The sequence below is a fragment of the Aureimonas endophytica genome (genome assembly GCF_014642635.1).
Lineage (GTDB): Bacteria > Pseudomonadota > Alphaproteobacteria > Rhizobiales > Rhizobiaceae > Plantimonas > Plantimonas endophytica.
In genome coordinates this window covers 90,473-102,821 of the sequence record NZ_BMIQ01000005.1, presented here as the reverse complement: position 1 = coordinate 102,821, position 12,349 = coordinate 90,473, and the positions used below count along the sequence as shown (strand labels likewise).

Annotated in this window: 12 protein-coding genes; 3 read left to right on the top strand and 9 right to left on the bottom strand. The window is 69.9% G+C overall.

The window, feature by feature from the left end:
* Positions 1–171 precede the first annotated feature (171 nt).
* Genes IEY14_RS16150 through IEY14_RS16125 form a run of 6 tightly spaced genes read right to left on the bottom strand, consistent with a single transcriptional unit; the run spans position 172 to position 6,679 of the window.
* Complete coding sequence (locus tag IEY14_RS16150; RefSeq protein WP_188910296.1) at positions 172–1,101, bottom strand: nucleoside hydrolase; 930 nt, start codon at positions 1,099–1,101, stop codon at positions 172–174.
* Positions 1,098–2,129 (bottom strand): nucleoside hydrolase, encoded by a 1,032-nt coding sequence (locus IEY14_RS16145; RefSeq protein WP_188910294.1) that lies wholly within the window; start codon positions 2,127–2,129, stop codon positions 1,098–1,100. Before IEY14_RS16145 ends, IEY14_RS16150 begins: the two co-directional genes overlap by 4 nt.
* A 9-nt stretch (positions 2,130–2,138) precedes the next feature.
* Complete coding sequence (locus IEY14_RS16140; RefSeq protein WP_188910292.1) at positions 2,139–3,110, bottom strand: ABC transporter permease; 972 nt, start codon at positions 3,108–3,110, stop codon at positions 2,139–2,141.
* Complete coding sequence (locus tag IEY14_RS16135; RefSeq protein WP_188910290.1) at positions 3,098–4,138, bottom strand: ABC transporter permease; 1,041 nt, start codon at positions 4,136–4,138, stop codon at positions 3,098–3,100. Before IEY14_RS16135 ends, IEY14_RS16140 begins: the two co-directional genes overlap by 13 nt.
* Entirely contained in the window at positions 4,135–5,667 is a 1,533-nt protein-coding gene (locus tag IEY14_RS16130) for an ABC transporter ATP-binding protein (protein ID WP_188910289.1), read from the bottom strand. The genes IEY14_RS16135 and IEY14_RS16130 overlap by 4 nt, the downstream gene beginning before the upstream one ends.
* A 10-nt stretch (positions 5,668–5,677) precedes the next feature.
* Positions 5,678–6,679 (bottom strand): BMP family lipoprotein, encoded by a 1,002-nt coding sequence (locus IEY14_RS16125; protein WP_188910287.1) that lies wholly within the window; start codon positions 6,677–6,679, stop codon positions 5,678–5,680.
* A 330-nt stretch (positions 6,680–7,009) separates the two neighbouring features.
* On the opposite strand from IEY14_RS16125, the gene IEY14_RS16120 reads away from it, so the two are divergent.
* A complete protein-coding gene (locus IEY14_RS16120; protein ID WP_188910285.1) occupies positions 7,010–7,594 on the top strand; it encodes an amino acid synthesis family protein in 585 nt (194 codons plus the stop codon).
* Entirely contained in the window at positions 7,591–8,175 is a 585-nt protein-coding gene (locus tag IEY14_RS16115) for an amino acid synthesis family protein (protein ID WP_188910283.1), read from the top strand. The genes IEY14_RS16120 and IEY14_RS16115 overlap by 4 nt, the downstream gene beginning before the upstream one ends.
* A gap of 65 nt (positions 8,176–8,240) precedes the next feature.
* Here the strand turns inward: IEY14_RS16115 and IEY14_RS16110 are convergent, their stop codons facing one another.
* Genes IEY14_RS16110 through IEY14_RS16100 form a run of 3 tightly spaced genes read right to left on the bottom strand, consistent with a single transcriptional unit; the run spans position 8,241 to position 10,661 of the window.
* Entirely contained in the window at positions 8,241–9,440 is a 1,200-nt protein-coding gene (locus tag IEY14_RS16110; protein WP_188910281.1) for an amidohydrolase family protein, read from the bottom strand.
* 28 nt (positions 9,441–9,468) lie between these two features.
* A complete protein-coding gene (locus tag IEY14_RS16105; RefSeq protein ID WP_188910279.1) occupies positions 9,469–10,023 on the bottom strand; it encodes a MarR family winged helix-turn-helix transcriptional regulator in 555 nt (184 codons plus the stop codon).
* The gene (locus tag IEY14_RS16100; RefSeq protein WP_188910277.1) at positions 10,020–10,661 is read right to left on the bottom strand and encodes a cysteine hydrolase family protein; all 642 of its coding nucleotides are present in this window, start codon (positions 10,659–10,661) and stop codon (positions 10,020–10,022) included. Before IEY14_RS16100 ends, IEY14_RS16105 begins: the two co-directional genes overlap by 4 nt.
* 289 nt (positions 10,662–10,950) lie before the next feature.
* Between IEY14_RS16100 and IEY14_RS16095 the strand changes: the two genes are divergently transcribed.
* Entirely contained in the window at positions 10,951–12,309 is a 1,359-nt protein-coding gene (locus IEY14_RS16095) for an extracellular solute-binding protein (RefSeq protein ID WP_188910275.1), read from the top strand.
* Positions 12,310–12,349: the final 40 nt, after the last annotated feature.

Genomic DNA, 12,349 nt, shown 5'->3' with positions numbered 1-12,349 from the left:
CGGAAAGCCCTCGGGCGCCCGTCGATCATGCCCGTTCCCTCGGGAATCCGCGCATTCGCGCCGGCCGCGCGGGTCGACGGGCGCCTTTCGGCCGCCGGATGACGGATGGTTGACAGCGGACAACCGATTCGCCGCGCCGGAGCCCTTCCCCGGCGCGGGCGGCCGGACGGCTCAGTCCCGCAGGAGATCGAACATCAGCTGGAAAAAGCGGTCGGCATCGACCTCGCAGGCGATCCTCGCATTGTCCGGCTCGCCGCGCTCGCGCCAGAAATCGGCGACGGTCGCGCCGAACGTATAGCTGCCGCCGAGCTCGACGCCGATATGGGCGGGGCGGGTGCGCACCAGCGTCGGGTCGATCACCAGCGCCAGCGCGAGCGGATCGTGCATCGCCCCGCCGACGCCCATCGAGTTGCGGTGCAGCTTCTCGTAATAGAGCAGCCAATCCTTGACGACGCGGCCGAGCGGCGTGTCGATCCGGTCGAGCTCGGCATATTGCTCCGCCTCGATCAGCACCTGCATGGTGACGTCGAGCCCGACCATGGTGATCGGCACGCCGCTGTCGAGCACGATCCCCAGCGCTTCCGGGTCGCAGAAGGCGTTGAACTCGGTCGGGGTGATGATGTCGGACTGGCGCCAGAAGACGCCGCCCATCCAGATCAGCTCCTTGATCTTCGGCAGGACCTCGGGACGCTTCAGCGCCAGGAGGCCGAGATTCGAGAGCGGACCGGTGGCGACGACGGTCAGCGGCTCCGGCGCCGCCTGGAGGCGCGCGGCCAGGAAGTCGACGGCGTGCTCCGCCACCGGGCCGCGCGTCGCGGGCGGCAGATAGGGCGTGCCCTCGAGGCCGCTCGGCCCGTCCGCCGTGCCGAGCACCAGCGGCCGGGCCAGCGGCCGATGGCAGCCGGCGGCCACCGGCACGTCCCGCGCGCCGAGATAGTCGAGAATGCGCAGCGCGTTCTCGGTGGTGCGTTCGAGCGTGGCGTTGCCGCAGGTCGTGGTCACGCCCAGAAGCTCGATCGCCGGCGAGCGATGCGCCATCACCAGCGCGATGGCGTCGTCGTGGCCGGGATCGCAATCGTAGAGAATCGGGGTCGGCATCATGCGTCCGTCCTTGCCGCGCCGCGCTCGTAGCGGGCGATCGTGGCCTTGAACATGTCGAGGAAGCGCCGGCCGGCGAGGCCGGTGGCGACGCGCGTCGATTTCGGCCCGTCGCCGCCCGGCAGGATCTGGCGCCCGCGATAGGCGACGGTCTGGCCGCGCGCGATGCCGCGCTCCAGCACGACATCCGCGAAGAGCGGGGCGGTGGTGGTGACGAGATCGGGCGCGATGGCGAGCGCCACCGTGATCACGTCGTCCATCGGGAAGCCGACGAGATCGAAGAACTCCCGCCAGATGTCGATATAGATCGGGAAGGTCTCGGCGATCATCGCCAGGACCGGGTTGTCGCGGGCGCCTGCCGTCATGTCGGCGAGGTCGTCGCGGGTCAGCATGCTGTCCGCCACGCGATTGTCCTCGCAGATGTCGAGCGGCACGAGGATCTTGTCGGTGGCGGCGTTCAGCACGATCCGCGCCGCCTCGGGATCGGCCCAGATGTTGTATTCGGACAGCGGCGTCATGTTGCCGGGCGTCGTGAAGGTGCCGCCGAGCACCAACATGGCCTTCAAGGCCCCCGCCAGCTTTGGCTCCTGCAGGAGGGCCAGGGCCGCGTTGGTGGTCGGCCCGGTGGTGACGAGCGTCACCTCGCCCGGATGGGCGAGCACGGTCTCGATGATGAAATCGACCGCATGGCCGGGCGTCGCCGGACGGGCGGGCGGCGGAGCCGGCGGGTTGAAGCGCTTCAGCCGCTCGCCGAAGCGGGCCGCGAGGCGCTTCTCGAAATGGACGGGCGCCGCCATGTCCGCCTTGGAATTGCCGACGATCGGGTGAAAGGCGCCGGCATGGACGGGAATGTCGTCCCGCCCGGCGAGGGCGAGCGTGTTGAGGACGACATTCGTCACCTGCTCGATCGGCCCGGCCGCGCCGGTGACGGTGGTGACGCCTTCCAGGCGGATCTCGGGATGGGCGGCGGCGAAGAGCACGGCGAGGATGTCGTCACCGGCCGAATCCACGTCGAGGATGAGACGCTGCATGGCAAACCGTCAGATGGAGGAGGAGGGACCGGCCGAAAGGGCGCGGCGCATGGTCTCGGCGCTCTCGCGGAACAGGCGCGGCCGGGCGCGGTAGGCGAGGGCGAAGAGGGCGAGGAGCGCCACCGCATAGGGCAGGGCGAGGATGAGATAGGAGGGCAGGCCGAAGGTCTGGAGCCGCAGCGACAGCGCGTCGGCGAAGCCGAAGGCGAGACAGCCGGCGAGAAGCTTGCCCGGATCGCCGGCCGAGAAGATCAGGATGGCCACCGCCATGAAGCCCCGGCCCGAGGCCATGTTCTCGGTGAACATGGTGATGTAGCCGAGCGAGTGATGCGCGCCGGCCAGCCCCGCGAACAGCCCGCAGAGCAGCGAGGCCGTGTAGCGCAGGCGCGCGACGCGGATGCCGAGCGCCTCCGCCGCCTCCGGCTTCTCGCCCGCGACCCGCAGATGCAGGCCGAGCCGCGTGCGGCGATAGAAGAGGGCGAGCGCCGGCACCGCGAGGAAGGCGACATAGACGAGCGGCGTATAGCCGGACAGGAGCTGCGCATAGGAGAAGCCCAGAAGCTCGCGCAGGCCGGGAATCTGCAGCTTCGGCAGCCCGACGATGCCATGGCCGACCACCGAGCCGCGCGTGCCGAAGATCGCCTTCATCAGCGAGATCGTCATGCCGCCGGCGAGGATGTTGAGGGCTAGGCCCACCACCACCTCGTTGGCGCGGAAGCTGACGACGAGGACGGCGAAGACGAGGGCGAAGACGAGGGCCGCGAGGACGCCGCAAAGGACGCCCGCCAGCGCCGAGCCCGTCCAGATCGAGCCGAGCACGGCGAAGAAGGCGGCGATCAGCATCTGCCCTTCCAGGCCGATATTGAAGATGCCGGCCTTGGTGGTGAAGGAGCCGCCGAGGGCGACGAGCAGGATCGGCGCCGTGGTGCGCAGCGTCGCGACGAGAAGGGCGGTGTTGAAGAGGGCGTTCAGAACTTCCATCGCCGCTCCCCCGCGCTGGCATCGCCCCGCCGCCGCATCAGGAGATCGGCGGAGACGGCGAGGATGATGAAGGCCTGGATCACGGTGATGATCTCGCGCGACACGCTCGTGTCGATCTCCAGGAGCAGCGAGCCGGCGCGCAGCGCGCCGAAGAACAGCGCCGTCGCGATCGTGCCGAGCGGCGAGCCGTTGGCGAGCAGCGCCGCGATCAGCCCGTCGAAGCCGAAGCCCGGCGCGAAGCCCTCCATGAAGCGGTGATGGACGCCGAGGGTCTCGATGCCGCCGGCGAGCCCGCCGACCCCGCCGGAGACGAGCAGCACCGCGAAGCCGCCCTTGCGCACGTCGATGCCGCCATATTCGGCGAAATCCTTCGCCGAGCCGATCATCGACAGGGCATAGCCGCGCGCCGAGAAGCGGAAGAAGAGGCTCGCGGCGACGGCGAGGACGAGCCCGACGACGAGACCGATATTGAGGCGCGAGAAGTCGAAGAGTTCCGGCAGATGGGCGGAGGGCAGGATCGGCGGCGTTTCCGACCAGCCGCCCGGCCGCTTGAACAGGAAGATCGTCGCGTAGGAGGTGAGAAGCACGGCGATATAGTTGGAGAGGATGGTCGAGACGACCTCGTTGGCGCCGTAGCGGACGCGAAAGAGCGCCGGCAGGAACACCCAGGCGAGGCCGGCGAGGACGGCGGCGAGAAGCGCCAGCGCCACATGGAGCGGCGCCGGCAGCGAGACGGAGAAGCCGACCACGGCCGCCGCGAAACCGCCCATGAAGAGCTGCCCCTCGATGCCGACATTGAACATGCCGCCGCGCAGCGCGATGCAGGCGGCGACGCCGCAGATCAGGATCGGCGTCGTCTGGAGAAGGGTGCCCGCGATCTTCTCCCGGTCGCCGAAGGCGCCGAGAAGCAGCGTCCGGCAGACCCGCAGCGGGCTCTCGCCGGCGAGAAGGATGACGACGGCGCCGCAGGCGAGCGCCGCGAGAAGGGCCAGGCCCTGGCCGAGGGCGGTGCGCAGAGCCGGGCTCATGGCCGCGCCCCTTCCGCCGCCGCCTGGGGCACGCCGGTCATCATCAGGCCGACGGACTCCTCGTCCAGCGCCTCGCCCGCGACCTCGCCCATGATGCGGCCGTCGAACATCACGAGAATGCGGTCGGCGAGGGCGGCGAGCTCGTCGAGCTGGACGGAGATGAGGAGGATGGCGCGTCCCGCCTCGCGCTGCGCCATGATCTCGTCGTGGATCGCCTCCTGCGCGCCGATATCGACGCCGCGCGTCGGCTGGTCGACCAGAAGGAAGGGCGCGCCTTGCGTGAATTCGCGGGCGAGCACCACCTTCTGGATATTGCCGCCGGACAGGCTGCGCACCGGGCTGGCGGCGGAGCGCGCCCGGATGTCGAAGCGCCGGATCAGCGTCTCCGCCTCCTCCGCCACCTTCTTCCAGCGGATCAGCCCGTTCCGGCTCCAGGGCGCCGCGTTCTGCCGCCCCATCAGGATATTGGTCGTGATGGAGGCGTTGCGGTCGACGCCGCGCGCCAGGCGGTCGCCCGGCACATGGGCGAGACCCCGCGCGCGGATCTCGGCCGGCGACCGGCCGGCGATCGCCGCGCCGCCGAGGCGCACCTCGCCATGGCTCGGAACCTTCAGCCCCGCCAGCACCTCGGCGAGTTCGGTCTGGCCGTTGCCGGCGACCCCGGCGATGCCGACGATCTCGCCGGCATGGACGGTGAGATTGACGTCCTTCAGCGCCGGCAGGCGGCGGGCGTCGCGCGCCCAGAGCGCCTTCGCCTCCAGCACCGGCGCGCCGGGCCGGGCGCCGCGCGGGCGGCGGGCGAAGTTGACGGCGCGCCCCACCATCATGCGCACGAGATCCTCGCGCGACAGGCCGGCGGTCGGCCGCGTCGCGACATGCCGGCCGGCGCGCAGCACCGTCACCGTGTCGGAGACCTCCATGACCTCCTCCAGATGATGCGAGATGAAGATCACCGTCATGCCCTCGGCGGAAAAGCCGCGCAGGATGCGGAACAGCTCGCGGCTTTCCTGCGGGGTGAGGACGGCGGTCGGCTCGTCCAGGATGACGGTCCGCGCGCCGCGCGCCAGCACCTTCAGGATCTCGATCCGCTGCTCGATGCCGACGGACAGGAGGCCGACGCGCTCGTCGGGATCGACCTTCAGGCCGAAGCGCTCGGAGAGTTCGCGCGTGCGCCGCGCCTGTTCGGCATGGTCGATCAGGCCGCGGCGGCGGATTTCCATGCCGAGAAAGACATTGTCGGCGACGGTGAGCGAGGGCACCAGCTTGAAATGCTGGTGCACCATGCCGAGCCCGGCCTCGATCGCCTCGGCCGGGCTGGCGATCACCCGCTCCCGGCCGTCGAGCCGGATGCTGCCGGCATCGGGCTGCACGAGGCCGAAGAGCACGTTCATCAGCGTGGTCTTGCCGGCGCCGTTCTCGCCGATGACGGCGTGGATCTCGCCGCGCCGCACGGCGAGGTCGACGCCCTCGTTGGCGACGAAGGCGCCGAAGCGCTTGGTGATGCCGACCAGTTCGACGGCGAGATCCATGCCGGTGCCGCTACTTGGCCTTGGCGATGGCGATCTTGCCGCCGACGACGTCCTGGCGGATCGTCTCCAGCTTCGCGCGGACCGCCTCCGGCAGCTTGGCGGCGACATCGTCGCAGAGCTTCAGCTCGACGCCGCCCGAGGCGAGGTCGAAGGTGCGGGTGCCGGGCTCGATGCGGCGCCCCTCCACCTCGTCCTTGATGATCGAATAGACGGCGACGTCGCCGCGCTTCAGCATGCTGGCGAGGACATTGCCGGGCGCCGAGCCGCACATGTCGACATCGACGCCGAGCGAATACTTGTCGGCGGAAGCGCTCGCCTGCATCACGCCCTCGCCGGTCGGGCCGGCGACGTTGTAGACGATATCCGACCCCTGGCCGTAGAGCGTCATGGCGAGCTCGCTGCCTTTCGCCGGATCGTCGAAGGTGCCGGCGAAGACGGCGTTCACCTTGACGTCCGGCGCGGCATATTTGGCGCCCTGCTCGTAGCCGCCGAGGAAGTTGCGGATGACCGGGATGTCGCGGCCGCCGACGAAGCCGATCGCCTTGCCGTCGCCGATCTTGTCGAATTGCGGCCCCTGGTCCTCCACCATGCCGGCCAGCGCGCCGGCGAGGAAGGAGCCCTGTTCCTCGGCGAAATTGGCATAGACGATGCTCTTGGCGTCGAGCACGCCGTCGATGAAGACGAAGCGCTGGTTCGGATAGGCGGCGGCGACCTTCTGGAGCGAATCCACCAGTTCCCAGCCCATCACGAAGATCAGGTCGTACTGGCCGCCCTTGGCGAGATTGGTGAACTGCTCCTCGTAGTCGAGGGCGCGGTTGCCGGTGTCGACGAGCTTCAGCTCTATGCCGAAATCCTTCTCGGCCTTCTTCAGCCCGTTGACGATCGAGACGCCGAACCCTTGGGCGAAATAGCCGGAGATCGCGGCGACGGACGGCTTCTCCGCCGCGCCCGAGGGTAGCGTCAGGGCGGCGAGCAGCGCCCCCGCGGCTGCGAAACAGGACAGGAATCGCATGCGAAACTCCCTCGGATCGGATTGTCGGAAATGTCCCGCGCGGCGGCGGCGGGATCGCGCCTTCCGCCGGCGTCTCGTTTGTAGACACATGAAATAGGCCATGCTTCGCGGGGGCCGTCAATGCGCATTTTTCGACCTTGCGCGATTTTGTTGCAGGGCGAAAAACGCGATGCGACGCACAAAACCGGCCCTCCACCCGCCTTGGCTGGCTTTCCTTGCAGTTGTGTCGGTCCGAACCGCCCGGTCCGGCCGCGCGGGATCGTCCACGCGCTTGACAGACGATGCCCGTCGTTGATTGTTTGTAATCATATGAAATCGGAGAGCGTCACGATGCCGAAGGTGGTGGTGCGCAAGTTCGTCGTCGCGGTCGAGGAGATCCTGCACGAGAGCGGTCCGCCGCCGGCGGTGCCGGCGCGGCGCGCCGCCGTCCTGGCGGTGATCGAGAACCCCTATGCCGGCCGCTACGAGCCGGAGATCCAGGACTTCATGGCGGACCTGAAGCCGCTCGGCCTCGAAATGTCGCGCCGGCTCGTCGCGGCGCTCGGCGGCGATCCCGCCGTGGTCGAGGGCTATGGCAAGGGCGCGATCGTCGGCGGCGCCGGCGAACTGGAACATGCCGCGCTCTGGCACAATCCGGGCGGCTACGCGATGCGCGAGCTTCTCGGCGACGCCAAGGCGATCGTGCCGTCCAGCAAGAAGGTCGGCGGGCCGGGCGCGCGGCTCGACGTGCCGGTGACGCATGTCAACGCCTCCTATGTGCGCAGCCATTTCGACGCGATGGAGGTCGGCATCGCCGACGCGCCGCGCGCCGGCGAGATGGTCCTGGCGCTGGTGATGACCACGGGGCCGCGCGTCCATGCGCGGGTCGGGGGCTTGAAGGCTTCCGAGATCAAGGGCGAGGACGGGCTGCGATGACCTTGAGGATTCGACGCCTCCTGACCGTGGTCGAGGAGACCCTGATCGAGGGCGGCGTGCCGGTCGATCCCCCGACGCGCCGCGCGGCGGCGGTCGCGGTGATCGAGAACCCCTATGCCGGGCGCTTCGAGGCCGATCTTTCGCCGCTCTACGAGGTCGGGCGGGCGCTCGGCGAATTGCTGCCGGCGCGCGCCGTCGCGGCGCTCGGCATTCCCGGCCCGGCGGTGGAAAGCTTCGGCAAGGCGGCGCTCGTCGGCGAGGACGGCGAGCTGGAACATGCCGCCGCGCTGCTCCATCCCGAGATCGGCGCGCCGTTCCGCGCGCTGCTCGGCGGCGGCGCGGCGCTGATCCCCTCCTCGAAGAAGCGCGGCGGGATCGGCGCGCCCTTTGACATCCCGCTCGGCCACAAGGACGCGGCGCGGGTGCGCAGCCATTTCGACGGGATGGAAGTGCGCGTGCCGGACGGGCCGCGCCCCGACGAGGTGGCCGTCGCCGTGGCGGTGACGGATTCCGGGCGCCCGCATCCGCGCGTCGGCGGCCTGCGCAAGGAAGAGATCGAGGGCCGGGACGGCGTCGTCTGAGGCGGGGCCCGGATTCATGAGACCCACGGCGCCGCGCGGCGCCGTGGGTCGATGCGCGTCCGGCTTCAGCCGGCGGCGCCGAGGCGCTCCGGCACCGCGATCGAGGGCGGGGTGTTGCGGCTGCGGCCGGCGCGGACGGTGCCGTCCACCATGATCATGCCGATGCCGGGCAGGTTGCCGCTGGCGATCGTGTCGAGGACGTTCGAGCCGTGGCCGCCCATCGGCGCGTCGAGGAAGACGAGATCGGCGGCGAGACCCGGCGCGATGCGGCCGCGATCGGCGAGGCCGCGCAGCCGCGCGACATTGCCGGTGGCGAAGCACAGCGCCTCTTCCGGCGCGACGCCGCCGAGCGAGGCGAGCATCGTGACGAGGCGCAGCATGCCGAGCGGCTGGACGCCGGAACCCGCCGGCCCGTCGGTGCCGAGCACCAGCCGGTCGAGCGCGCCGACGCGGCGCACCTCGTCGAGCACGAAGAGCCCGGCGCGCATGTTGCCGTTATGGACGATCTCCAGCCCGCGCCGGCTCTCCTCGCAGATGAGGCTGAGTTCCTTATCGGCGAGCGCGGTCGGCCCGCCGTTCAGATGCGCGGCGACGTCGGCATCGACCTCCAGCACGGTTTCGGCGCCGATCCGCGCCGAGCCCGGAATGGAATGGCCGCCGACATGCGTCATCGAGGTCATGCCGTTCTCGCGCGCCCAGCCGATCATCCGCCGGCCGGTCGGCCCGTCCTTGACGGTGCCGAGGCCGACCTCGGCGACGAGCGTGACACCGGCCGCCGCGAGCTCGCGGAAATCGGCCTCCTCCAGCCCGTGTTCGAGGATCAGCGCGCCCGCCAGCACCTTCATGCCGGAGGGCGAGAAGGCGGAGAAGGCGCGCTGCGCGGTGATCGCCAGCGCCTTGACGCCGACCACGTCGCGCGGGCGGCCGGGCACATGCACCTCGCCGGCCGAGACGAGCGTCGTCACGCCGCCATGCAGCGTCGATTCGATCCAGCCGAGCTGGTTCTGGCGCGGCGTCCAGTCCCCCATCACCGGATGGGAATGGTTGTCGATCATGCCCGGCATGACCGAGGAGCCCTTCGCGTCGATCACCGCCGTCGCGCCGGAAAGATCCAGCCGGCTCGCGGCGCCGACGGCGGCGATGCGCCCGTCGGCGACGACGATCGTGTCGGCGTCGAGGATCGGCTCGGCGAGATCGCCGCTGAAGACCTGCGCCAGATTGCGGATGACGAGCATGTCGGATGTGCCCTCGGCGGTGGCCATCATCGGTCGGGTCCTGGAAGGGGCGGGAGGATCAGTCCTCGTCCGCGCAGATGCGATTGAGGAAATCGAGCAGCATCGCCTGTTCCACGGTGGACAGGGGCGCGAGGAGGCGGCGGCCGATATCGACGCTGCGGTCGAGATTCTCCAGGCCGCAGCGCACGCCCGCCTCGGTCAGCGTGATGATCGACATGCGCTGGTCGGTGTCGGAGGGACGGCGGTCGAGAAAGCCGCGCTTCAGGAGGGCGCGCACCACGATGCTGACCGTGGACGGGTCCATGGCGGTGAGGCGGCCGAGAAGGTTCTGCGACAGCTCGCCATGTTTGAGGAGCGTCGCGAGGACGGCGAGCTGCGTCGGCGTCAGATCGCTCGCCGCGCCGATCGTCTCCTGGAAATAGGCGGTGGCGCGCTGATGCGCCCGGCGGATCACATGGGCGGGATGGTGCTCGAGGCTGTAGCCGGTGCGGGCATAGTAGGCGAGGATCTCGTCGCGGCTGAGCGGCTTGTCCACCGGCCGCCCGCCCGTTCGGCCGCTGCCGCCCTCGGCCGTCTCCGGCCCGGCCTCGTCCGCCGCGTCCGCCTTTCTCATGCCGCGACGCCCGGCAGCGTCGTCAGCACCTCGCCGCCGGCCAGCGCCGCCGCCACACCCGCCGCGTCGCTGACGACGCCGAAATGCGTCGCGATGTCGTAGAGGCTGCTCGCCTGCTCGCGCTCGCCGGTCGCCGCGCAGCAATCCTGCGGCACCACCACCTCGTAGCCCTGGAAGAAGGCGTCGTGCACGGTGGAGCGCACGCAGATATTGGTGACGACGCCGAAGACCACGATCTGGTCGACCAGAAGGTCCTTCAGCGTCAGGTCGAGATCGGTCTGGAAGAAGGCCGAGTAGCGCCGCTTGAAGACATGGATCTCCTCCGGCCGGGCGCCGAGATCCTCGATGATCTCCGTGCCCCAGCTGCCGTCCTCGCAATGCGGCGTGCGCTTGGCCCATTCCCGGTCGCGGCGCACATTGGCGCGATGCGTGTCGTGCACCCAGATCACCGGCGCCCCGGCGGCGCGGGCGGCCTCGACGACGCGGAGCTGCGGCGGCACCAGCCGCTCGTAGCCGGGCAGCACCATGCGCCCGCCCGGCTTGCAGAACTCGTTGATCATGTCGACCACGACGACGGCCGCGCGCTGCGGGTCGAGGCGGATGCCCTCCTCGTGCCGATGAGCGGAAAAGACGTCCATGCTGGGCTCCTCGAAGCTCTGGGGCACCGGATCGGCGATGCGTTCAAGGCGGAACTATCGTTTGTGATCATACAAGATACCGGATCGGACTTGTCAATCGCTTCCGCGCCCGGTCGCCGCATCTCACGGCAAGTCGTGCCATCTGCGCAAAAGTCGGGGTGATCCGCCCGAAATTTCGCCGGTGGACGGACTTGACAAGGAAAGCGTCCTGCGAGCGATTATACGAGCATCAACGATATGGCGCTTGCGCCGACGCTCCTGCACCAACCTCGGGATGGAAGGATATCGTATGGTTCCCCTGCTCGGAAATATCATCCGCGACCGCCGTCCCGCGCGGCTGGCGCCGCTGATCGGCCTCGCCCTCGCCGCCGCGGCCCTCGCCGCGCCGGCAGGCGCCCGGGCCGAGGGCGTGACGCTGAAGGTCTTCGGCGGCTCCTCGCTCGACAAGCTGGCGCCGCGCCAGCCGCCCGAGGCGCAGAAGACGATCGAGAACGCGGTGATCCAGGGCTTCCTGAAGGCCCATCCCGAGGTCGCCGCCGTCGAATGGGACGCGCAGGGGCCGCAGACCGGCGCCCTCCAGCGCCTGATGACGGCGAAGCTCGCCGATCAGGAGATGGACCTCATCGCCTGCTCGGCCTTCTGGACCAACGGCGCCTATGTGCGGCGCGGCCTGGTGCGCGCCCTGTCGCCGGAGGAGATCGCGCCCTTCGCCGCCAATATCGAGCCGGCCGCGCTCGGCGCCTTCACGATCGGCGGCAAGGTCTATGGCGTGCCGGTGACGACGCTCTCGACCTCGACTCTCTTCTACAATGCCGACCTCTTCGCCAAGATCGGCATTCCCGTGCCGCCGAGCTACGACGACCTGAAGGCCGCCGCGCCGAAGCTGAAGGCGGCGGGGGTCATTCCGCTCCTGCATCAGGGCGCCAACGTGCCGATGTGGCCGATGTGGTATTTCGAGACGCTGTCGCAGACCTCCGGCGACGCGGTCGCCAAGACCCAGACCGATCTCGACGGCAAGACGCGCTTCGACGACGCCGCGAGCACCGCCGCCTTCGCCATGATCAAGACCTGGGTGGACGACGGCATCCTGTCGAAGGATTCGCTCGCCATCGACATGGACGGCATGCGCTCGGCCTTCGCCAGCGGCAAGAGCGCCATGTATTACGGCGGCACCTGGGAGATCCCGTCGCTGCGCGAGGGCGTGAAGGATTTCCGCTGGGGCACCTTCCCCTTCCCGAAGATGCCGGGCGCCAAGGGCGAGCCCGCCCATGGCGGCGGCGCGGATAACGGCCTCTGCCTCTCCGCCTCGATCCCGGAGGCGAAGGTGAGGCCGGCGCTCGACTTCGTCGCCTATCTGACGCGGCCCGACGTCGCCAGACTCTATCTCGAACCCGAGGAGCCGATCGCGACCTCAGTGAAGGGCGTCGCCGGTATCGACGCACCCTATGCGGTGGCGCTGCGCGAGACGACCTTCCCGAAGACGATCAAGTTCCTCGACTGGATCTGGCCGTCCGAGGTCGCGACGGCGACCGCCTCCGCCATTTCGGGCGTCGTCGGCGGCACGCTGACGCCGGAAGCCGCCGGCGCCTCGGTCCAGGCCGCGTTCCAGACGCTGGTCGACGACGGGACCTGGCCGCCCAAGGACTGAACCGTCCCGCCGGCGCCTCCGGCGCCGGCATCCGTCCCGA